At 37.5% G+C, this 22,768-nt stretch carries 24 protein-coding genes and 1 pseudogene; 3 read left to right on the top strand and 22 right to left on the bottom strand.

Annotated elements, in window-relative coordinates; all coding sequences use genetic code 11:
• Positions 1–228 precede the first annotated feature (228 nt).
• Genes CRI88_RS22660 through CRI88_RS00235 form a run of 3 tightly spaced genes read left to right on the top strand, consistent with a single transcriptional unit; the run spans position 229 to position 2,518 of the window.
• Positions 229–354 (top strand): hypothetical protein, encoded by a 126-nt coding sequence (locus CRI88_RS22660; RefSeq protein ID WP_255358839.1) that lies wholly within the window; start codon positions 229–231, stop codon positions 352–354.
• Positions 355–378: 24 nt separating this feature from the next.
• On the top strand, positions 379–870 hold the full coding sequence (locus CRI88_RS00230) for a cupredoxin domain-containing protein (RefSeq protein ID WP_036118325.1): 492 nt from the start codon (positions 379–381) through the stop codon (positions 868–870).
• Positions 857–2,518, top strand: coding sequence for a b(o/a)3-type cytochrome-c oxidase subunit 1 (locus CRI88_RS00235; protein ID WP_058845107.1), 1,662 nt, complete (start codon positions 857–859; stop codon positions 2,516–2,518). Before CRI88_RS00230 ends, CRI88_RS00235 begins: the two co-directional genes overlap by 14 nt.
• A 104-nt stretch (positions 2,519–2,622) precedes the next feature.
• On the opposite strand, the gene CRI88_RS00240 is transcribed toward CRI88_RS00235, so the two are convergent.
• The 22 genes and pseudogenes from CRI88_RS00240 to eutH all read right to left on the bottom strand — a co-directional run bounded on the left by CRI88_RS00240 (position 2,623) and on the right by eutH (position 22,754).
• Positions 2,623–3,213, bottom strand: coding sequence for a TraX family protein (locus tag CRI88_RS00240; protein ID WP_180957763.1), 591 nt, complete (start codon positions 3,211–3,213; stop codon positions 2,623–2,625).
• Between the two features lie 23 nt (positions 3,214–3,236).
• On the bottom strand, positions 3,237–4,409 hold the full coding sequence (locus tag CRI88_RS00245) for a hypothetical protein (protein ID WP_145991276.1): 1,173 nt from the start codon (positions 4,407–4,409) through the stop codon (positions 3,237–3,239).
• 111 nt (positions 4,410–4,520) lie between these two features.
• Positions 4,521–5,384, bottom strand: a complete 864-nt coding sequence (locus tag CRI88_RS00250; RefSeq protein ID WP_145991278.1) for a hypothetical protein — start codon at positions 5,382–5,384, stop codon at positions 4,521–4,523.
• A gap of 26 nt (positions 5,385–5,410) precedes the next feature.
• The gene (locus tag CRI88_RS00255) at positions 5,411–6,253 is read right to left on the bottom strand and encodes a S8 family peptidase (RefSeq protein WP_058845103.1); all 843 of its coding nucleotides are present in this window, start codon (positions 6,251–6,253) and stop codon (positions 5,411–5,413) included.
• Between the two features lie 1,059 nt (positions 6,254–7,312).
• Positions 7,313–7,528 (bottom strand): hypothetical protein, encoded by a 216-nt coding sequence (locus tag CRI88_RS00260; RefSeq protein WP_180957764.1) that lies wholly within the window; start codon positions 7,526–7,528, stop codon positions 7,313–7,315.
• Positions 7,529–7,602: 74 nt separating this feature from the next.
• Positions 7,603–7,960 (bottom strand): annotated as a pseudogene (locus tag CRI88_RS00265) (transposase); the annotation flags it as partial.
• 141 nt (positions 7,961–8,101) lie between these two features.
• Complete coding sequence (locus tag CRI88_RS00270; RefSeq protein WP_101966306.1) at positions 8,102–9,598, bottom strand: carboxypeptidase M32; 1,497 nt, start codon at positions 9,596–9,598, stop codon at positions 8,102–8,104.
• Between the two features lie 75 nt (positions 9,599–9,673).
• A complete protein-coding gene (locus tag CRI88_RS00275; protein WP_089933162.1) occupies positions 9,674–10,768 on the bottom strand; it encodes a helix-turn-helix transcriptional regulator in 1,095 nt (364 codons plus the stop codon).
• A 260-nt stretch (positions 10,769–11,028) separates the two neighbouring features.
• Positions 11,029–11,976, bottom strand: a complete 948-nt coding sequence (gene mdh / locus CRI88_RS00280; RefSeq protein WP_058845099.1) for a malate dehydrogenase — start codon at positions 11,974–11,976, stop codon at positions 11,029–11,031.
• Positions 11,976–12,344 (bottom strand): BMC domain-containing protein, encoded by a 369-nt coding sequence (locus CRI88_RS00285; RefSeq protein WP_036118362.1) that lies wholly within the window; start codon positions 12,342–12,344, stop codon positions 11,976–11,978. Before CRI88_RS00285 ends, mdh begins: the two co-directional genes overlap by 1 nt.
• The gene (locus CRI88_RS00290; protein ID WP_036118365.1) at positions 12,337–12,621 is read right to left on the bottom strand and encodes a EutN/CcmL family microcompartment protein; all 285 of its coding nucleotides are present in this window, start codon (positions 12,619–12,621) and stop codon (positions 12,337–12,339) included. Before CRI88_RS00290 ends, CRI88_RS00285 begins: the two co-directional genes overlap by 8 nt.
• A gap of 36 nt (positions 12,622–12,657) precedes the next feature.
• Positions 12,658–13,527, bottom strand: coding sequence for a phosphate propanoyltransferase (locus tag CRI88_RS00295; RefSeq protein ID WP_089933164.1), 870 nt, complete (start codon positions 13,525–13,527; stop codon positions 12,658–12,660).
• 12 nt (positions 13,528–13,539) lie between these two features.
• The gene (locus CRI88_RS00300) at positions 13,540–14,130 is read right to left on the bottom strand and encodes a phosphate propanoyltransferase (RefSeq protein WP_051891578.1); all 591 of its coding nucleotides are present in this window, start codon (positions 14,128–14,130) and stop codon (positions 13,540–13,542) included.
• A gap of 202 nt (positions 14,131–14,332) precedes the next feature.
• On the bottom strand, positions 14,333–14,611 hold the full coding sequence (locus tag CRI88_RS00305) for a BMC domain-containing protein (protein WP_004269321.1): 279 nt from the start codon (positions 14,609–14,611) through the stop codon (positions 14,333–14,335).
• A gap of 16 nt (positions 14,612–14,627) precedes the next feature.
• Positions 14,628–16,118, bottom strand: a complete 1,491-nt coding sequence (locus tag CRI88_RS00310) for an aldehyde dehydrogenase family protein (protein ID WP_051891579.1) — start codon at positions 16,116–16,118, stop codon at positions 14,628–14,630.
• Between the two features lie 15 nt (positions 16,119–16,133).
• The gene (eutL, locus tag CRI88_RS00315; RefSeq protein WP_036118375.1) at positions 16,134–16,784 is read right to left on the bottom strand and encodes an ethanolamine utilization microcompartment protein EutL; all 651 of its coding nucleotides are present in this window, start codon (positions 16,782–16,784) and stop codon (positions 16,134–16,136) included.
• Positions 16,785–16,795: 11 nt separating this feature from the next.
• Positions 16,796–17,806 (bottom strand): ethanolamine ammonia-lyase subunit EutC, encoded by a 1,011-nt coding sequence (eutC, locus tag CRI88_RS00320; RefSeq protein ID WP_089933167.1) that lies wholly within the window; start codon positions 17,804–17,806, stop codon positions 16,796–16,798.
• Positions 17,807–17,815: 9 nt separating this feature from the next.
• Positions 17,816–19,186, bottom strand: a complete 1,371-nt coding sequence (locus CRI88_RS00325) for an ethanolamine ammonia-lyase subunit EutB (RefSeq protein WP_051891580.1) — start codon at positions 19,184–19,186, stop codon at positions 17,816–17,818.
• Between the two features lie 5 nt (positions 19,187–19,191).
• Positions 19,192–20,613, bottom strand: coding sequence for an ethanolamine ammonia-lyase reactivating factor EutA (locus CRI88_RS00330; protein WP_036118394.1), 1,422 nt, complete (start codon positions 20,611–20,613; stop codon positions 19,192–19,194).
• A 17-nt stretch (positions 20,614–20,630) separates the two neighbouring features.
• Positions 20,631–21,131 (bottom strand): EutP/PduV family microcompartment system protein, encoded by a 501-nt coding sequence (locus CRI88_RS00335; RefSeq protein WP_036118397.1) that lies wholly within the window; start codon positions 21,129–21,131, stop codon positions 20,631–20,633.
• 10 nt (positions 21,132–21,141) lie between these two features.
• Complete coding sequence (eutS, locus tag CRI88_RS00340; RefSeq protein WP_036118401.1) at positions 21,142–21,483, bottom strand: ethanolamine utilization microcompartment protein EutS; 342 nt, start codon at positions 21,481–21,483, stop codon at positions 21,142–21,144.
• Between the two features lie 26 nt (positions 21,484–21,509).
• A complete protein-coding gene (gene eutH / locus CRI88_RS00345; protein WP_036118404.1) occupies positions 21,510–22,754 on the bottom strand; it encodes an ethanolamine utilization protein EutH in 1,245 nt (414 codons plus the stop codon).
• Positions 22,755–22,768: the final 14 nt, after the last annotated feature.

Genomic DNA, 22,768 nt, shown 5'->3' on the forward strand with positions numbered 1-22,768 from the left:
TGCAAGTCTTTCTCCATCTATTGTTTTTATTAAAATTAAGCAAAATATAATAAGATAACAAGCTCTCTCAATGACTTTTGAGATGGCTTGTTTTTTTCTTTTTTTAATTCTTCACACTTTCTTCACATAATACGTGTAGAAGTGTGATTTTTTTCACATCAAAATGATATGGATTTTTATATGATGACAGTAAGAAACACAACAATAAAAAGCGTAGGAGGGGCAAAAATGGCAAACAACAAAAAGAAGTCAGATGAAAATTTAAAAGGTTCACTCTATGCAGTTTTTGGAGTTGGTATTATCATCATTTTACTTTGGGTGTACTGCTTCGATTTGTTCATTGGAAGATTTTAATATATAAAGAAGGGACAGAAACATATGCACATACATAAGTATGAGAAGTATTGGCTTGTGTTCGGAGTTGCTACTTTAGTTGCATTCCTGATCATTCTCGGTATCGGGGCATTTCATCAAGGCTCCCATCCGAACAATGGTAAAAAAACACTAGATTACGAGAAAGTGAAAGAGACAGCACCTTTTGATAATCCAGGAGTTCATAAGGTCGAGGGAAAAGATTGGGATTATGAAGTGGTAGTAGTAGCTTCTGCATTCAATTATAATCCTCCACAAATTGAGGTACCACTTGGTGCAAAGGTGAAATTCATCGCAACAAGCGAAGATGTTATGCACGGTTTTGAGGTGGCAGGTACGAATATCAACATGATGCTTGAGCCTGGTTATATTTCGGAATACGTAACAGAAGTTAACAAAGTAGGCGAGTTTTTAATCGTATGTAATGAGTATTGTGGTACAGGACATACGATGATGCACTCTATGCTAAAGGTGGTGGATTCAAATGAGTCACACTAATTCGATGACAAAAGTAGATCGTCGCGATGCAAAGCTAGCAATGGCACATATTTATGTGGCATTCATCTCATTGCTATTAGGTGGTCTTGCAGGTTTATTACAAGTATTTGTGCGTTCTGGTCAATTTACATTACCAGCAGGCATTGGCTATTATCAAGTTTTAACAGTACACGGTGTATTACTTGGTCTTATTTTAACTACATTCTTTATTTACGGCTTCCAAATTGCTAGTGTAAGTCGTACATCTGGTACATTCACTGCTAGTCAACGTAGACTTGGCTGGATCGGTTTTTGGTTAATGACAATTGGTACAGCTGCTTCAGCAACCATGGTTTTATTGAATAAAGCAACTGTACTTTATACATTCTATGCACCTCTAAAGGCACACTGGATTTTCTATTTAGGCCTTACATTAGTCGTGGTTGGTTCTTGGGTTGGCGGCGCAGGTCAAATTTTACGTTATGTACAGTGGCGCAAAGAAAATAAAGGTAGCGGACAACGCAGTCCATTATTATCGTTTATGGTAGTTGTCAATAATTTAATGTGGTTCGTGGCAACACTTGGTGTAGCAGCTTCTGTATTAATTCAACTGTTACCATGGTCATTAGGTTTAATTGAACGTGTCGATGTTGCATTATCCCGTACCCTCTTCTGGTATTTCGGGCATGCACTTGTATACTTCTGGCTATTACCTGCCTACATGGTTTGGTACGTGATTATTCCAAAAGTAATTGGCGGAAAAATTTTCTCCGATTCTTTAGCAAGACTTTCGTTCATGCTGTTCTTACTCTTCTCTATTCCTGTTGGGATTCACCATCAGTTAACAGAGCCTGGTATTGATGGTACATGGAAGTTCATTCAAGTTGTATTAACGTTCGCTGTAATTGTCCCATCTCTTATGACAGCCTTCTCGATGTTTGCCATGTTCGAGTTACGTGGTCGTGAATTAGGTGGTAAAGGGCTGTTCGGATGGTTTAAAAAATTACCATGGAAAGATGCTCGTTTCTTCGTTCCATTTATCGGTATGGTGGCATTTATTCCTGGTGGTGCAGGTGGTATTGTCAATGCCTCCTATCAAATGAACCAATTAATCCATAATACCATTTGGGTTACAGGGCATTTCCATTTAACAATTGCTACAGCTGTTGTTTTAACTTACTTCGGTGCGGCCTTCTGGTTAATTCCACATTTAACAGGTCGTACATTGACGAAATCATTAAATAATCTTAGTAATTTCGCTGGTATCTTATGGGCTACTGGTATGACGATTATGTCTTCTGCGATGCATATTGCTGGTCTTATCGGTGCACCTCGTCGCTCAGATTACTCAGAATATGGTGGTGCTTCACAGGCCTATGATTGGATTCCTTATCAAATCGCACAAGCTGTAGGCGGAACGATTCTCTTTATCGCGATTCTAGTCATTATGTATATCGTCGTGAAATTAGCTTGGTTTGCACCTAAAGGTGAAGAAGAATTCCCTATTGGTGATGTACATGAGCTTAGCGGCCCAACACCAGCTATTTTAGAAAACTTCAAAGTATGGCTTGTTATTTTAGTAGCGTTAATTTTATTCGCTTACACAGTGCCAATTATCGATATTATTTCGAACTCACCGGCTGGCTCCAAAGGCTATCAATTGTGGTAAGCATTTAGACATAAAAAGCGATTTCTCAGAAACGAGAAATCGCTTTTTTGATTTTATCCTTTTGATAAATTTATAAGAAATCATATGTAACAAGATATTGTATTTTAAAATTTATATTCGATAAACCACAAAAGGATAAGATGGGAAGGGTAAAAAAGGTAAGATACAATCTTACTAATTTTAAAATCAAACTTTTTCTGTAAGGGGATTATCAATACTGCTAAAATAGAAAACAATTGTATCATAGGATAATTATAAATAATTACCCCTACTAAAGTTAGAATCGTTACAGAACTTACCAACTTTATATTATTATCACAAAAATAAAAACAAATAATTAAAAGCACACCATAAATACCATATTCAAAGTTTAGAAGATCACTTATTAATGTTAATCCAACTATAATTGAAATTTTAATAGATATTTTAATGTTAGCCTTTAATATAATTAATGAAAATAGGCCAATAAATAAAGTAAATAAAACATTGAAATACCTAGTTCCAAATACTAATTGATACGGCAATTGAGAAATTAAAGCCAGTATTAATAATCGAAATCCATACTTTTTCACATCTTTTGTTCTTTTCATTCCTATTGCGATACCATATGCAAACAATGGAAAAGATAATCTACCTATCATCCTTAAGATCATTACATCAGGGAAAAAAATGTAACCTATATGATCGATTAACATTGTAAAAATTGCTATAAGTTTTATCATTTGAATAAAACAATTATTTTTTTATCAAAATCGATAAAATATTGCTTGCCTTCTCCTATTTTCTCTTTTGTAAATTGATTCTTATATACAAATATGTTTACATCACCATTTTGTGCATCATATTTAACCGTTAGAATATAGTCCTTATTAAGGGTAATTACATACTCTTCTGCTGGAATTGAAATTATAGTTTTATTTTCAGTGATACTAATAATTTCTTTAGTTCTGTCATTTTGCTTTGGATCAACAATTGTTAGACAATCATCGTCTACAGCATAAACAATATCATAAAGAGTATTGAATTGTTTTCTTTTAATTATTTTTGATTCTAAAATTGAATAATAGACTAATGTTGTTTGGTTATTAACAAAATCGTTAATTTGGAAACTCATAATACCATTAGTAATATCTCCTCCAAAATAAGGGTAACCGCACTTGTGATTACAAGTAGAAATTCGAGTGAAAGTTACATCTAATTTTAGTTTTAAATTATGAATTAACTCTGTTATAGGAAGAATATAAATACTATCATCTTCTTTTAAAGTCTTTTTGAAGAATTCGTGATTTGTTTCAGACATAAGGAAATGTTGCTTTTTGTCTTTCCAATTATATTTTCCATTTTGAACATATATATAATCAATTTCTCCATTTATAAAAGTGTCGATATAAGAATTGAAGAGTACATCATATTTATTCCCGGTATTATAGAAGACTTTTTCAACTGAATCAACTAAAATAATATCATCTAATACTTGTAATAAAATATGGCGTCCATCGAGATTGTATATATAGCTTCGGGAGTTTATATTCTGAAACTCTTTATATCTTTCTTTATCAAAATTAATTGAACAGATTTTTTCTTCTGTCCATAAAACGCAATCAAATTTGCTTATTTCTAGATTAATATTATTCTCATTACAACTTATTGAAAAATAAAAAAAATGAGTATCTTTTTTATTTTTCATTGTAATTTTATTGGCAAATTTATTGAATACTAACTTGGAAGTATTATTTGTGATCAAGTCGTAAAGCAATACTCCTTTATATACATTTCCAAACTCTCTTTCTCCTTTATTATCTTCGATAGAGAAAACGATTTTTTGTTCTAATGAAATATCTATTTTTTCACAATATAAAGTAAAATCTATTTTTTTAATTTCAAACATCATGTCACCTCTTATAAAATCCTATTAAATTTTGTAAAATCAAATAATAATTAACCAAAAAGCAGATAAATAAAGCAATAACTTCTTTTTATTATAGAAGCTATTGCTCTTAAATTACATGTAAAAAATATGATTATCTTTCTTTACATAGATTGCTCTACCTGTTCGTGGATCGATTTGAGTTTCTCTTAATGGATGCCAGTGTTTATAATAACCATCACCTTTACCAAAGGATTCTGTTGTGTGGTGAAGTGATGCAGGTGGGTTTCCATTTCCACCTTTCCTTGCAGCTTCATTTGACTTACTTTCTGTTTTAGCCCATACATCTACTTTTTCAGATCCTTTAATGGCTGCAAATGCAGAAGCATCATCTTTAAATGCAGAACCAATATAAACATCGCCACCACTAATGAAAGCTTGGTAATAGTTGTATGGTTGATTTTTATATTTTGACCAAACATGCGTTGCTAAATATGCAGTTACACCTGCAATAGTAATCGCGGCTGCATTGGCGGCTAACCAGCTTAATAAAGCGGCCCCTCCCCACTCAATAACAGGAAGTAAGCCTAGTAATGGTCCTTGCGCTACTACCTTTTCAGTAAATTCTACAGTTTCTTCGATTTTGAATTTTTCAGCTGAATTAACATCTGTAAATACAGCTTTAATACCGTCTTCTGATAATTCCTGTACATCAACCGTGTATTCGTATTCTTTATCACTACTAGCAAATTTTAGTAAACCTTCATCTTTTACAATAGCTTTTAATGTATATTCATTTGTATTTTTATCTAAAGTAGCGTATAACTCATCTCCATTTGGATGTACAGCTTGGGCAATAATAATATCTTCAGTATTTTCTATAATTTGAAATGCATTTTCAATTGGCTGATCCTCAAAATTATTCGCTAAAGCACCTGTACTAAAATTTGCAAATGCCAGGCAAGCAATCACAAAAACTAGAAAAAATTTCTTCATCATTTAACTCTCCCTTATCTATATCACTACTATTTTACTAATTTTTCCAATAGACAAATTACGTCTTTATAATTACGAGTTTGATATTGATCAATTATCAGTGCTATAAGACCCGTAATATGTGGAGTGGCTATGGAATTCCCTTCAGATACTATGTATTTCCCACCTATAGCTGTAGTAAAAATATTATTTCCAGGGGCAAAAAAATCTACTTCTTCAGTAGATAAAAGATTTTTCCATTCTAAAGAAGCTACAGCAATTACACCCTCATATAAAGCGGGATAACCAGGACCTCTTTCTTTGTTGTTATCAATAGCTGCTACGATAAATATGCCCGCATTAATTGCTTTATTAATTACATTAAAAAATTTTTGATCATTTTTGATTGTGGAAAAACTCATATTAATAATATCTATTTCATTGTCGATGCACCATTCAATTCCTTGAATAACATCTTCAATTTCCCCTTCACCAAATTCATCCAAAACTTTAATAGGATATATTTCCGCTGATGGAGAAATACCTACTACACCAATATCATTATTTTTCGCGGCTATAACTCCTGTTACTTTCGTACCATGTCCTGAGTCGTCAATAGGTAAACTATTATTGTCAATTGCATTGAAACCTGTGTTTATTTGGCCTTCAAAATCAGGATGTTCAAAATCAAGTCCGGTATCTAATATTGCAATCCTAATTTTCTCACCAAAATATCCTTTGTCCCATACCTCTTCAACTCGAAAATGTTCTATACCATCTGGATACGCTTGGTTTTCATATAAGTCTTCAATTGAAATATTTTTTTTATGTTCGTATAAGAAAGCCACACTTATAATACATATTGCTAGAAAAACATATTTTTTAAATCTCATATTCAAAATTCCCTTAAACTAGTTTATTTATACCAAACTTATAACCTAATATGATATTGGATTGGAACTGGTAAATAGGCAATTTATCTATTAACAATCAAGTAGTTACTTCCTCCTTATAAGTTATAATTACACAATATGGAACTATTTAATATTAATTGGTAAAAATGTAAATGTCAATACAAGTAAATTATTGATTACTTTGAATAAAGAAAACAAGAATTATATGTACAAATAGAAAAACGTTTTTATCAAAATATCGTTAGCGATATAAATTATTTTTAAGACTCTTGAAAGTAACAAACTTATAAAATTGCTTTGTGATGTTCCTATATCTGTACATAAAAAATCATTTATCTTGACTCCTATTTATGGATAATTATGGATTATTTTAGCAGTAGTTTTCCTTGAGTTAATCCCTAACTTCCCCATAATTCTTTCATGGTTGATTTTAACGATGAATTTCTCTTAATCCCTAAATTGAAAATTGCACTAATCCTTGTGCCAAAAAAGCGCCCTATAATAAATTTCTGAACTGCACCCCAATTGTTAAACACATCTAACAACTAGAGGTGCATTTTTCATGACCAAATTTAAAAATAGAGGCTGTTACAAGATACCAGGTTGGTTCTGAGAGTATGAGAGACATCACAAAGCCTCTTGGTACTGAAGAGTCGGTAGTCTGTAATTGGATTAAGCAATTCAAATACCATGAGTTTTGGAACAAATATTGAGTTTAAGAAATATCGACAGGATGCTTTTTTTGATAAAAATTTAATTTTAGTTTTCTATGTTCAAATATTTTTCTGAATCCTTGAAAATATAAAGAGAATTGTACTTATAGCCGCCTAATTTAATAGACAAAGCCGAGGAAATGTTACAGTTAGCATTCATGCAGTTGTATTTGTGCAATGAATGTTTCATTTATCTTCTCCTCCTAATTTTAAATATAATAAAAAGCACTCTCTCAAGAATGCTTTATAAGTCAGGATATATTGTTTTATTGTGAAACTTTATATCTTTCTCAAAATATTGCTGATTTTTTGAAATAAACTTCCTTTAATCAGCTTGATTTTTACGATGAACCTCAGTAAGATCTTTTATATAAATTAATGAATAGTCATCTTTAATATCCACTTCTAAAAAGTAATATTTTTTAGTTACTGTATCTTTTACTTCTATTGCTAACACCCCCATTCCTCTTAGGTAATTGTTTTCTTCAGATTTTAAATTTTCTCTACCAATGCCATAGTTAGTTTCAATATAGTTTTCCACATAGTTGTATACGATAGCGTTTCGAGATTTAGAATTAAAATAATTATAATTAATAAAAATAGCTACTATACGTTTTTTCGGAGCTTTTGGTGCTTTCCTTTTTGAAGGAGAACGGGTTTATAGGCACTTCTAAAAAAACTCGTAAGTTCAGCGATAGATGGTTTTAAAACTCAGTTGTCCCTGATAAAAGCGACCGACAATTTGTTCAGGCGACCAAGTATCCCGCAACTTTTCTTGAACAGTTTCTTTTACTTCTGGCGTACATTTTGACTTGGCACCACAGTTGGATTTATTTTTGTGGTAACGTACCTGTGCTTCGTCAGCCGTACTACCGGCGTGGTGTTTTATTTCTCTGGAAATCGTAGAAGGTTGACGATTTAAGAGTTTCGCTATTTTACGAGTCGGATAATCAAGTTCTAGGTATGATTCTATTTAATTTTAGTAGTCTTAATTATATTCGCTTACACAATTCCAATCTTCGAAATTATTTCAAATTCACCAGCGGGCTCAAACGGCTTTAAGCTTTGGTAAAGCAACAAGCGATTTCTCTACAATGAGAAATCGCTTGTTTTTTTATAGTTGATAGAGCTTCCTATATTTATCTTGTAAATAGTCTGCTAAGTATTTAGCATTTAAGCCTTCCCCTGTCGCTTCTTTTAGCAATTCGAATGGCTTTTTCAATGCTCCATATTGATGAACTTTCTCAGTTAGCCACTCTCGAATTGGTAGTAGCTCTCCCTTTTCTAGTAATTCATCAAAGTTTGGAATATCCTTGTCCATCGCATGCTTCCACTGTGCTGCATAAACCATACCTAAAGCATAGGATGGGAAATAGCCAAACATGCCCCCTGACCAGTGCATATCTTGTAATACTCCCTGTGCATCTGTCTCAGGACGAATGCCTAAATATTCCTCATATTTATCATTCCAAACTTGTGGCAGATCTTTCGCCTGTAAATCACCATTGAACAGATCACGTTCAATTTCATAGCGAATCATGATATGTAGTGGATACGTTAATTCGTCCGCTTCAATACGAATAAAGGATGGTTCGACCATATTGATGGCACGTAAAAAATCGCCTAATGCAACATCGCCAAATTGTGCTGGTGAGAAATGCTGAAGACGCTCGTAGTTATGCTCCCAGAACTTTTCATTTCTGCCGACAAAGTTTTCATAAAATAATGATTGAGATTCATGAATACCCATTGAAGTACCAGTAGCCAATGGCAGACCTGCAAGCTTTTCATCAATGTTTTGCTCATACATCGCATGACCACACTCATGAATTGTGCCAAAAATAGCAGAACGGAAGTCATTTTCATCATATTTAGTGGTAATCCGAGCATCTCCATAGTTTAAGCCAATCATGAATGGGTGCACACTTTCATCCAAGCGCCCTGCATCAAAATCATAACCAAGCTGAGCAAGCAATTCTAACGATAATTCACGCTGTGCTTCACGTGGGAAATGCTTAAATAACATGCTTGTATCTGGTTTATTCGATGAATTGGCAATTTTTTGGACAAGTTCCACAATGGATGTACGTAGGTCACCAAATACTTGATCTAAAACATCAGTCGTCATATCTGGTTCATATAAATCGAGTAATGTATTGTAAGGAGATCCATTTTTAATTCCCCAATAGTGAATGAATTTTTTCTGCCATTGAATGATTTCCTCTAAATATGGAAGGAATAATGCAAAATTATTACTTGCCTTCGCTTCTTCCCAAGCAGTTTCAGACTTCGATTGAAGAATGACGTATTTTTTATACTCGTCAGCTGGAATTTTTTTGTTTTGATCATAATTCTTTCTTACTTCTTCCACTAAACGCAATGTTACATAGTCAAGATTAGCTTTTTGTGACTCTAAAGCTACTAAAAGCTCCCCCAATTCTTCACTTGTTTGCATATCAAATAAAGAAGCAGATAATGTACCGATTACCTCTGAACGTTGTGCTAAACCTTTTTTCGGTGCACCCGTACGCATATCCCAATAAACGACATTGAGTGCTTCCTCATAATGCTGCATTTTCTTCACATAGTCTGTAAATTGTTGAACTGTCATGCATTCATCCTCCTTTTACATTATAAGTTTATCATATTTTCGAAAATTTTGTATATTGTGGACTTTTTAGTATTTTTATTCAGAATATTCGTCTTTTACTTTCTCTATTATTTTTAAATATTGACTATCTCCTAACCCATAGTGAGGGAAGAGAGAAAATAATTGCTTCATTAAATCCCCTAGCGGCTGCTCAAGATGCTTTTTTATATACGTCGTAATATCATTTTCTTCCTGTAAATAATTAAAATATAATTGAATGCCCTGATACATGACGGGTAAAAGTGTAGCCTTCGGAAAACGATGGTGCATGAAAACTTCTTGATAGACCTCTAGATAGCCTCCTAACTCCAGCTCTGTTTCCTCCACATCATAGGTCGTTTCCTTGACCATATGGAAATAGACGTTGCCTTGATATCCTTGTTGTTCGAGAAAAGCAAGCATGGTCAATAAATTCATCTGACAAAACATATCATCCCCAAACCATAACACAATGCATTGATAGTCTTTTGTCCATAGAGGCTTCAAAGGATTCAATGTCATTTGCTCGTATGCCTGTAATGACACTTGATGCCCAGCCGCTCGGATTTGATTGAATTCCTCGCTGAAAATCGGGCTAGCAGTCGGATTCGTACACATGGCTTCATTGAAAGGTACATAATCACTATTTCCCATTAATTGATGTTTTGCAAATTCTTCATACATCATCTGACCATTTAATACATTCAAAGTCTCTTGATCAAATTGCTCAAAAATCTTTTCCTGTAATTCCTTAATTTTCAATTTTTGAGAAATGTCCATTATAAACCAGCCTCTTTCATCATTTAAATTTAACTTCACAAATGTTTGCATAGGCTGAGGAGACCTCCTATAATCATACGGGCTTATGCCAAAGACCCTTTTAAATGCTCTTGAAAAGGATTCCTGAGATGATAAACCATAGCAGAAAGCAATATCAATAATTTTCTCCTCTGTCTCTTTTAATACCAAGGATGCAAGATAGATTTTTCGTAATGACATATATTTTTTAATCGTCATCCCCGTCATCTGATGAAATTTGAAAGAACAATAATAAGGAGAATAGCCCATCTCCCTCCCTAATTGCTCTAACGAAAACCCTTCTAAGAGATGACCTTCAATGCAATCAATCATCTCCTGTACGATGTTGTTCATCCACATCCCTCCTACTTTGATTATAGTAGAAGGCATCATTGTTTTTATGATATAAGTTGTGAATGTGCAATAAAAAAACTGTAGCAAACTTTTGAGCTTGCTACAGTTTATCCTCTTACAAATAAGAGCTTTATATATTATTAGGGGGATTTTAACTAGCTTTCAAGTCATGTTCGGTTTCCAATCAAACATTAATTAAGAGCAATAAGAAAGAAAGTTGGGGATACTTTCTTTCTATCAAAGAACAGAGTCTGTTTACCCTATTCAATGTTTTGGCAAATAGCAATCACTTGCTTCACAGCCTCAGCTGAATGCTGGAGAGCTGCTTGTTCTTCAGTTGTTAGGTGCAATTCAATCACAGATTCAATCCCATTGCCACCTAAAATAGTTGGTACACCTAAAAACAGATCGTTGTAGCCATACTCTCCTTCTAATAGGGCAATAGAGGGGATAATTTTTCGTTGATCTTTCATAATAATTTCTACCATTTGTGCACACGCTGCTGCTGGTGCATAGTAGGCACTACCATTGCCTAGCAATCCGACAATCTCACCGCCGCCCTTACGTGTACGTTCAACGATTTGTTGTAGTCGATCCTGGGGAATTAGCTTTTCTAATGGAATGCCTCCTGCATAGGAATAGCGAATTAATGGCACCATTTCATCACCATGTCCACCTAACACAAAGCCTGATACATCCTCTGGAGCAATTTGTAGCTCTTGTGCAACAAATGTATTGAAACGGGCTGTATCTAATACACCAGACTGACCGATAATCCGATTTTTGGCAAAGCCTGTTTCCTTATGACACACATAGGTCATGGCATCAACCGGATTACTTAACACAAGGACAATACTGTTGGGTGCATAGTGTTTAATCTGTCTTGACACTTGTTGAATGATTTTCGCATTTGTTGTGACTAAATCATCGCGGCTCATCCCTGGTTTACGAGGGATACCTGCTGTAATGACCACAATATCAGCACCAGCAATATCTTCGTAATGACTTGTCCCTTTAATCGACACATTGAATTTTTCGATAGGGCCTGTTTGTAGTAAATCCAATGCTTTCCCTTTTGTCGGGTTCTCCGCTTCTGGAATATCTACTAGCACCACATCGCCTAATTCTTTCTGTGCTAAAAATAAACTTAATGTAGCACCTGTATGACCTGCACCAATCACAGCAATTTTATTTTTACGAAATGCCATTATGCGTCACCTCTATTATCTGTCGGTGATGTTGTGTCTGCTGTTTTTTTAGCACGTGTTGATGCTGTTGTAGTGGCAGGCTTTTTCTTTGATGCCTCTGGTCCTTTAATCATTTGGAATACTTCTTCATCAGGTCTCGGAATGACGTGAGCACCTAATAATTCACCAACACGCATGGCAGCAGCCTTACCAGCTTCCACTGCTGCTTGTACAGAACCTACGTCGCCCTTTACGACTATCGTCACAATACCACCATCGACGAATTCTTGTTTAACGATTGTCACATCTGACGCTTTAATCATCGCATCAGCCGCTTCATATGAACCAACTAATCCTTTGGTCTCAATCATACCAATTGCACTACTCATTGTCCTCACCTCTCATCACTTCAGTAGAATCAATAATACCAATGACCACTGCATCGATTGGTAACGGATTTTCTTTCATAATATAGCGTGATGACCCACCGCTTGTAATGAGTACATCATCACCAATACCCGCACCAATACGATCAGCTGCCACCATTTCTGTGCGAATCGGCTGTTGATTGGAGTCAATTGGTTGAATGATGAGTAGCTTTAAACCATTCAACCCTTCCTCCTTGCGTGTTGCCCATACACTGCCTATCACTCTTCCCATTTGCATGAACTTCACCCTCTTTATGCGACACAGATTTTCTTATTACTCCGAACGAATTGTTAATGTTTTATTTAACTCTCGTAATTTATCATAAGCCAGTGCTGTCACAATCGTTTTCTTTGGGACCACAATTTCTTGTGCATCGATATCTAGCACTTCTATTTGTGAAAGTAGCTTTTTGTCATAATGATAGACGGATGGTTGCGCTACTTTCTGTATAGCTGGAGACTGTTCTTTCTCAGGTATAGCTGGCTCGCTTACTTGATGATGGACCATTTCAGCAAACGTTCCTTGTTGAATGAACCCTGCATTTGCTTCATCTGTATCAATATGCATTTCTAATCGATAACGCTCTGATACGCGGACGATCACATTCGATAAAATAATGGGGCGAATACCCCCTACCTTGATTTGTACAGACTGTCCATCTACTACATTGAATCTCACACTATCCGCAGGGGACATATGGATATGTGCCTGTGCTACAATGAGTCCTTCATTTAACACAACACTCCCCTTTGGACCAATCAATGTAACAGGGCTAGAGCCTTGAATATCACCCGAAACTCTTAACGGGGGCTTCAATCCTATTTTCATTGCATCTGTCCAGCTTACTTCCACTTGAGACAAGGAGCGAGCTGGGCCCAGAATACGAACTCGCTCAATCGATCCTTTGGGACCAGCGATGACAACGGTTTCCTCCGCAGCAAATTGTCCTGGCTGTGAAAGCTCAAACTTTGGTGTAAGCTCATAATTCTCACCAAAAAGTTGCTCCACCTCTGCTTGTGCAAGATGGACATGGCGAGCGGATACGCCAACGGGAATTTTACCGTCATGTGGAGAGGAAGATTGATTTTTTAAAACTTGTTGCAGAACTTCTTCCACAATTTTTTGCACTAAATTTTCTTGCATCTTGCCTCCTCCTTACGATGATACTTTTACTAATCTACCTTGTGCTTGTTGTTCGATAAAGCCTGCATTTGCTTCATCTGTATCAATGTGCATCTCTAAACTAAAGTCATTTGAAACACGTACAACGACACCACGGAAAGTGACAGGTCGATCACTGATGACTTCCACTGAAACCAATTCATTATTGTGTACTTCCAATTCTTTGGCATCTTGTTCTGTCATATGGATGTGTGCCTGTGCAATAATGACCCCCTGCTGTATCTCCAACACTTTGTCTTGATAAAGTATTTTAATGCCTGCCGAGTTTTCAATATTTCCTGATTGCCTTAAAGGAGGGGTAACCCCAAGCTTCATCGCATCTGTGCGGCTGACTTCCACTTGGGTTGCTGGTCTTACAGGTCCAAGGACACGGACATTATGAATAATGCCCTTTGGCCCTTCGATTGAGACACGCTCCTTGGCAGCAAATTGCCCTGGCTGTGATAAGTCAAAATCCTTTGTTAACGTTGCATTTGGACCAAAAAGTGCTTGTAAATCCGCTTCACTAAGATGGATATGACGAGCCGAAATGGCCACTGGAAATGTTTTTGTCGCTGTTATCACGTTAGCCACCTCTATATTTCATAAATTGTTTTGACTTGGACAAGATAAGAGCTTTCCTACGGTTAGGTCAGCTCTCATGCTGATCCATTACGTCTTGGCATAATGGCTTCTTATCCAGTACGTGTTTTGTAAATGGAAGCTATATTGGCATTTATCTCACACCATCTATAGCAATAAGCGTCTCCTACTGAAAGAAGATAAATTATGCTTCTGCTTTTGGTAAAATCATTTCTAATTCGTGGTGTGGACGTGGGATTACATGCACAGATAATAGTTCTCCTACACGTTGTGCTGCTGCTGCACCTGCATCTGTTGCTGCTTTCACCGCACCCACATCTCCGCGTACAAGAACTGTCACGATACCGCCACCAACATGTACTTTGCCTACTAAATTAACACTTGCTGCCTTTACCATTGCGTCCGCTGCTTCAATTGCTCCTACTAAACCTTTTGTTTCTACCATTCCTAATGCTGTACTCATTTGTCATTCCTCCAAATTATTTATTTTGTAATGTGATTTGTTTTAATACTTGATCGACAATTTGCTGAACCATTGTCGTATCTAAAGAAGGTTCTTGTGCTACAACCGACTCGACAACGGACAGTACTTCAAATTCTGGTTTTGGCACTTCAACATCTTTAATACCGTACGCCATACGTTTAATATTTAATAGATGTCTTGCTGTTATATTATCTGACGTAATATTGCCGCCAAATGTACCGCAGCCTAATGTAAAGGATGGGGCTAGCCCCGTTGTGCCACCTACTGCACCGATAGATGATAATGTATTGACCACAATGCGTGATACTGGTAATTCAACGGAGAATTGCTCTGCTAATGCTGCATTTTCTGTGTGAATAGAGCATGTGTGTCCGCGTCCACCAATATTTAACAGGTCAATCATGACTTGCTTTGCTTCTGTACTGTTTTCTACTACATAAAGGGCAAAGATTGGTGACAATTTTTCAAGAGAAAACGGAATATTTTTACCGATCATCGTTTCCAATCCAACGAGTACTTTTGTATCGTCTGGTACCGTAATGCCAACAGAATCTGCTAAGCAAGTAGCTGATTTGCCAACAATCTGTGGATTTACTTTTCCAGGAACAGGCGAAATCAATTTCTCCATTTTGGCCTTTTCTTCAGCATTTAATAAATAAGCACCATTTTTCTTTAATTCTGTCTGCACTTGCTCTGCAATTGCCTTATCCACAATAATGGCTTGCTCTGTTGCACAGATTGTGCCATTATCGAACGATTTGCTTTGCACTAATTGACGTACAGATTTTTGAAGATTAGCCGATTTTTCGATGTAAGCTGGTACATTCCCTGGCCCTACACCATAAGCAGGTTTGCCAGAGCTATACGCTGCCTTCACCAATGCACCGCCACCAGTCGCTAAAATTAAATGAATGTCAGGATGCTTCATTAGCTGCTGTGTTGCCTCCATAGAAGACATCGTTAAACATTGTAGTAAACCTTCTGGTGCACCTGCTTTTTCAGCAGCTACTCGACAAATATCTAAAGCCTCTTTCGTACATTTCACGGCATATGGATGTGGACTAAGTACTAAGCCATTTCTTGTTTTTAAAGAAATAAGTGTTTTAAAGATGGCTGTAGAGGTTGGATTCGTCGTTGGCACTATACCTGCGATGACGCCAAAAGGACTAGCGATTTCGGCTACTTTTTTCATGCGGTCATAGCCCACAATGCCAACCGTTTTTAAGTCTTTGATATCCTCATAGACATCTCTTGAAGCCACTTCATTTTTCATCTTTTTATGGTTGGGAATACCCATCCCTGTTTCTTGCACCGCCATTTTTGCTAAACGGTCTGCTTCCTTAAAGGCAGCATCCGCAACAGCCTTCACAATGTTGTCTACTTGTTGCTGTGAAAATTGCATGTAGGCAGCCTGTGCTGTATTAGCATGTTTTACAGCATCTCTCATTTCCTGAATCGCTAATAAGTCTTTGTCTAATGTGGCCATAAAGCCGCCTCCTTTCTAGATCACTGGATTTCTAGCTACATTTTCAATAGCTTCTCTGAAAGCATTTGCCGCAGCCTCACATGACGATTGACTACCACTTAATAAGCCGCCACCAAAATTGGTTTCAGACGGAGGACCAAAGAAAACCTTTAACTCCACATCTGCCGCTTTTAATGCTGCATCTAATCCAATCATTGCCTCTAATGGCGGTGCGATTAAATAAGCAAGTGGTGTGCCAACCTTTACATCTGCAAGCTCGGCAAGATACGTACCACAGCTTGCCACGGTATGGGCAAACAGGGCGTGATTGTCATTATGATTAATGGCTTCAAAGTACGTATCAAATTCAATTTTTTGTTGAATGGCATCAAGTCCACTACGAATTTCATCAGGTGAGCTTCCCGCAATGATGCCAATTACTTCACCTGACAATGGGCCAGATGCATGAGCCGCTCCCGCATAAAAACTTTTCGCATAGACAACATCGACATCTGCCTTTTTTGTTGCCTCGTCTAAGGCAACATAACCCACATCGTCGATTGTCAGTGTGACAAGTCCAATGCTGTGTTGATATGGCTTCAAATCTAACTGCTCTGCTAGTTCACTGTTCACTCTTGGAATGGTTTGCATCGCTAAAATTTGCGCCATAATTTTTTGAGGATTCATGGTTCAGCCCCCTAACCTTCTTTTGCGACAAGCTCTACACCACTTGCCTGATAATGCAAGATTTTTTCTACAATGGTTCCTAGATAAGCACCTGCTTCTAATGGTGGGATACCACCTTTATGGATATTTGATATCACCATACGCTCCGCTTCCACTGTACCGATTTTTGGCTTGTAGCATAGATACGCACTCATCGATTCAGCAGATACAAGTCCTGGACGTTCACCAATGAGATAAACAATCACTTCTGCCTGTAGCAGCTCACCAATTTCATCCATTAAAGCAACACGCCCTTTATCAATATAGAAAGTTGTGCCGATATCAATATTTAAATTGCTAAGACTTTGCTGAAGGGCTAAGTACACATCTTGCACATTTTCCTCAATCGCACTAGCACTTAAGCCATTCGAAATAATAATCTGTACTTTTGGTTGCGGCTTACATTTTTGCTGAATTAACGCTTTTGATTCGTCTGATAGACGACGACCTAAGTCAGGTCTTGTAATGTATTCCTCTTTATCCGTGACTTTCGTTGTGACCTGAAAGACATCAAGCTTTTGTAAAAGACCCTCGGACACTTCACCATACACGGCATCCACTGCAGCAGCATGATCGAGTCGGAATTTTAACCAAGTTTTTGTTTTTGGTCTTGTCCCCGCTCTTCCAACGCCAATTCGAGCAGGTGTATGTTTTTTAGCGGCTTGTACACTATCCGTTAACGTATCTGCCTCAAACTGAAAAGGCTTAATCGGCACAGCTACATTGATGGGTTGTTCGAAAGTAACAGTAGGAGCTACCGTCGCCTGCTGTGGAGCTCCATGCTGATACAGCTGAATTAATGGCTCCTGCGATGTTGCTCTTGATGTTGTTGTTTCTGTTGCCTGATGTGCTGCTGTATCATAAAACGTAATAAGAGGTTGTTCTGTTGGAGTAGCTACCGTTTCAGGCACTTGGCTCTCGGTGCTTTTCTCCATCTTTTCCATAACAAGCTGTGTAATCATAGAGACTAATTGATCATTCACTGGACTCACCTACCTTTCAAAAATGGATAAATCGCCAGCTCTTGCTGAAAGTCGACCATTTTCATAAATGCCCATTTTCTCTAACCATGCTAAATATTCTGGTGCTGGTTTTTTACCAAATGTTTGGAGTAATGTAGCCACATCATGGAAGCTCATTGATTGATAGTTGAGCATAACATCATCACCCATCGGCGCAGCAATAATAAAGTTAACGCCAGCTGCTGTTAGTAGCACACTTAAATCTTCAACATCATTTTGGTCCGCCTTAATATGGTTGGTATAACAAATATCTACACCCATTGGAATACCGTGCATTTTGCCCATGAAATGATCTTCTAGACCTGCTCGAATAACCTGTTTATTATTGTATAAATACTCTGGACCGATAAAGCCCACTACTGTGTTCACAATGTAAGGATTAAAATGTCTTGCAAATCCATAATTGCGAGATTCGAGTGTTACTTGGTCAATGTCCATATGAGCCTCTGCCGATAGCTCTGAGCCTTGGCCCGTTTCAAAGTAGAATAAATTTGGGCCAGTACCCGTTCCTTGCTTTTTAATGAGCTCCTCTGCTTCTCTTATTAAATCCGCAGAAATACCGAACGAACGGTTGGCAATTTCCGTCCCAGCAATACTTTGGAAAATCATATCTGCTGGTGCGCCTTGCTTAATTGCTTTCATCTGTGTTGTGATATGAGCTAGGACACAGTTTTGTGTAGGGATGGACCAATCATTGATAAATTCTTTTGTAGCCGTAAGTACCTTTTTGACACTTTCAACTGAATCATCTACAGGATTAATACCGATAACAGCATCTCCAATACCATAAGACAGTCCTTCTTTTAGTGAGGCGATGATGCCATCAATATTGTCTGTTGGATGGTTTGGCTGTAGGCGAGAGGACAGTGTCCCTTTTTGCCCAATGGTAATATTACACGTTGACAGTATTTCTACTTTATTGGCTGCATGAACAAGATCTAGATTTGACATGAGCTTTGTGACAGCAGCAATAATTTCTGAATTCATCCCTTTACTTAATCGCTTTAATTCACGATCCCCTGTGTCATTCGATAAAATATATTCACGCAGCTGCTCGATGCTCCAGTTTTTGATTTCTCCATAGATTTGCTCATTAATATCGCCCTCAATAATGCGTGAAACCTCATCATTTTCCTGCGGCACTAATGGATTTTCTCGGATATCTTTGACTAAAAGCTCACTTAATACAGCTTTAGCTGCAATTCGTTGTTGAACCGTCTCAGCTGCAATACCAGCTAGCCGATCGCCTGATTTTTCTTCATTGGCCTTAGCCATTACATCTTTTAATGATTTAAAATTATATTTTTCTCCACCAAATATCACCGATAGATTCACATTCATCCTCCTTACTTTGAGTGGAAGGCAAGGGTCTTCACCACAACAGGAACAACGCCAGATGGCAGAGCCTCTCCAATGTCGATATAATCGCCCGTCTCCACTTTAATTTGATCGATGCAAATAATTGGTACTGTCGCATGAATGGCTTGTATGGTCTGTCCAATAATCTTTGCGTAATCTGATTGAATGACTATGATAATTGGTATGTCCTTGGAGCATCTTGTCGCCAAATGTTGCAAAATAGCCTGGCACAATGCATGTACATCCTGAAAGCTTAAATACGGCAATTCGCTAAAATAGAGTGCGAAAGGCGAACGATTATCCTGGATGGAAAATAAATCATCTGCTCGCTCTACGGCTGTCTTCACCGTAGTATTAAAATCTTTCGCTGACTCCATATGGCAGTTGAAAACAGGTACATTTTTTAGTGGTAACACCTCGGCATCTACCTGAATGGTTGCCCCGCTAATTTCAGTTGTTTGTGTACCCGCTCCAGTGACTGTTGCACGTGCTGTTTCTTCTGGTCGTAGCCATAAAAACGATTGTAGTTGCTCATGTTGTATAAGCATTTTCGCTAATTTTTCGCCTATATCATCATATTGGCGCTGAGTACATTCATTTTCATAAATACAGGAAGCTACACCACCAGAAAAGACGATGGCATCCACTGGTTTATGCCAGTTCGGTAAATGCCCTAGTAATAATGGATGCTCTCCATCGGTACACTGTCCACTAAGAATCATGGCAAGTGTTCCAACCATTTCGTCAATACATTGTGAAACACGAGCATCATCGGCCGCATCACCGACAGCTAACGGATTAGCCCATTGTTCCATTAGTCGCATGAGTGGCGGAGAAATTGATTGAACCCTCCCATCCTTAAATTCAATCAATCTACCACCAACATGTAAGGTACATGTACCAATAACTTCTCCAAACTGCATCACAGCAATATTGGCAGTTCCTCCGCCAATATCAATATTGGCAATCACCTTAGCTGAATTCTTTGATTGCTGTAGGGTACCAGCCCCTTTAGCAGCAATGATGGCCTCTAAATCAGGACCAGCGGTAGCAACTAAAAAATGACCTGCACCATCGGCAATGGTATGGACAACCTCGCTTGCATTTTCCTTCGTGGCCGATTCGCCTGTAATAATAATGGCACCTGTTGAAATGTCAGTTGGTGCGATTTGTGCTAATTGATATTGCTGAAAAATAAATTCTTCAATTTTTTTCATATCGATGATGTCTCGATTGATAAAAGGTGTTTTAATGATTGGACTTTGATGTAACACCGTTTTCTCAATAATTTCAATCCTTGGCACATGTGTCACACCAGCAACATTCTTTAACAGAAAACTACTGACCACCATTTTGGTAGTACTTGTCCCAATATCAATGCCTGCACTAAATATTTTTTCAGTTTTCACCCTATACCTCCCTCTCGCTACTGTGAGCAATACATGAGATACGGACTATCGCGATCCTTGACGAATTGACGAATTTCTTCCTGTGTCGTAAGTTGAATCAATGGTTCAATCAACTCGATGCCTAACTTTTGCCAGGAAGAGGTTTTCACGATGGGCCCATGTGTCATCACATTTTTTAATAAGGCTATAGCCCTTTCCATATTGGCATTAGGGGCATCTATCTTGGTAATAACACCAATCTGTATTTTAGGAATCCCTAAGCTAAATTGCGGAGGGAACACACTTCTTGCAGAGGTGGCATCCTGCAAGTAAATGACATGGGTTACTTCCAATGATGTTGCCATAATATTCCTGTAATACATTGGATTTTCAACATATTCACCTGGTGTATCAACAATCCAGTCATCATAAACGAGTGCTTGTGTTTTATTGGCACTGCTTTCTTTACCCAACAACGTATTCATCAATGTTGACTTTCCTGCCTGCACACCGCCTATTATCATTACTCGATTTTTCATATGACACATCCTATGATTTTGTTATTTTTGATGGTGTATAACCTAATACCTCAGATAAAAAACGATTAATTTCTAACATCGCCATTTCCACCTCTGATACACTACCAACAATAACGAGACTACCTGTAAAACGATCTAAAAATCCTAGTCTGACATTGGCAGCCTTTGTCGCTAAATCTCCTGCGATAATCACCGTTTCACTTGGGGTACACGTCATAATGCCCAGTGCGCCCGATTCTTGGATACCCAGCTTTTGAAACATATCGGGATCAGGATTGGCTATAAGGTGACTCAATGTTAGCTGTTTACCCGGCACAAACTCCTGAATAAATCTTTTTTTCTCTTCACTCACACGTCATCACCTCACTTTTTAATCAATTAAGATTTTTGATCTGTTAAATATTCGCCTTCTTTAATAATGCCTGCCTTGCGATCCTCAATTTCCAGCCTTAATGCAGTTGGTACAGAAAGCTTATAAGCAAAAATAATCGCAATAACACCGGCTAAAAACTTCCCAGCGATTACAGGTAAAATAATGGTTGGCTGGAAGTTAGCTGTGAATGATAAGTGATCGCCTAATAAAAAGGCCGAACATACACCAAACGCGATGTTAATTACTTTATCCTTCGGTGGCATATGGCGAATCAGTGTAAACATCGCCAAAATATTAGCAATTGTTGCTAAAATCCCCGCACTTCCTACAGATGATAAACCTAATTTTTTACCAGCCGCTTCAAGTGGTTTGGAAGCATATTTTCGAATTAAATACACCATTGGGAACGCACCCGCTAGCATAATTCCAATATAACCAGCTGTTTCTAATGCCCGGAATTGGTCGATTTCATCAGCCATGATTGGATCGAAGCCCCACGCACCAAATATCTTTGTAAAAATACCTGTGAAAATCTCTACAATCGAGAACACTAACACTAATTTAATCCCCGCATCCATCACGCGTCCGAATATCATGAAGCCTGCAATCATACCGTTCGGAATAAGCTTTAAGCCTAGTGCGATTAAAATAACGAAAATGAATAACGGTAGTAAATTAATTAATATTTGTAAAACAGAAATGGCAAATACATATGTAGGTGCCTCTGTTGTACTAATAACTTCACGCACTTCTGTGTTAAATAGCACGATCATGATCGACGAAATAAATGCACCAATCGGAATTGTTAATACGCCAGCCATAATACCTAGCGCCATATATTTATGATCACGCTTATCTAACATCGCAAGACCCATTGGAATTGAGAATACAATGGTAGCACCTGACATAAAGCCAACAACAAGAGCCATTACCCATCCCTCATAAGACTCCTTTAACGCATTGGCTAATTGGTAACCACCCATGTCCGAGGCTAAAATCGTCGTCGCTGCAATCGCAGGATCTGCACCAATTAACTCAAAAATCGGACTAATAAAATGACTAATAAACCATGTTAAGTAAGGTATAGCTGCCATGATCCCTGCTGCTGGAACAAAAATATGCCCAACGGTATGAATCCCATTCATAAATTCTTTCCCAATCCCATACTCAGCATCTCGGATAGCCCCGATTGCCCCTAAAACAGCACAAATCATAATAATATAAACGATAATCGTTCCTATCATTGCCATCTTACTCATCACCC

This window comes from Lysinibacillus fusiformis (genome assembly GCF_002845985.1).
GTDB classification, from domain to species: Bacteria; Bacillota; Bacilli; order Bacillales_A; family Planococcaceae; genus Lysinibacillus; species Lysinibacillus fusiformis_D.